The 206-nt window shown below is 68.9% G+C and carries 1 protein-coding gene; it reads right to left on the bottom strand.

What is annotated here, in order from left to right:
* On the bottom strand, positions 1-206 hold a 206-nt coding region (locus ID132_RS12870), incomplete at both ends, for a cyclase family protein (protein WP_193128807.1).

Below are 206 nucleotides of genomic sequence, written 5' to 3'. Positions count from 1 at the left end.
GAGGAACGCCTCCTGGCTGTCGGAGTACTGATCCCAGCCGGTGCGCAGCAGCAGCCAGGTATTCGGCTCGAACGCGCCATGCTCGGCCTCCCAGCGCTCGACGTGCTCGACGTCGATGAGGAAGTCGGCGTCAGCTGCCGCCTCGGCCGAGAAGTCGAGCACCACCGCGGGGCCAACGAGTCGCTCGGGCGGCAGCTGCGACACGT

This window comes from Gulosibacter sediminis (assembly GCF_014904065.1).
GTDB lineage: Bacteria > Actinomycetota > Actinomycetes > Actinomycetales > Microbacteriaceae > Gulosibacter > Gulosibacter sediminis.
The sequence above is the reverse complement of the archived record's forward strand: the minus strand, read 5'-3'. Positions and strand labels throughout refer to the sequence as shown.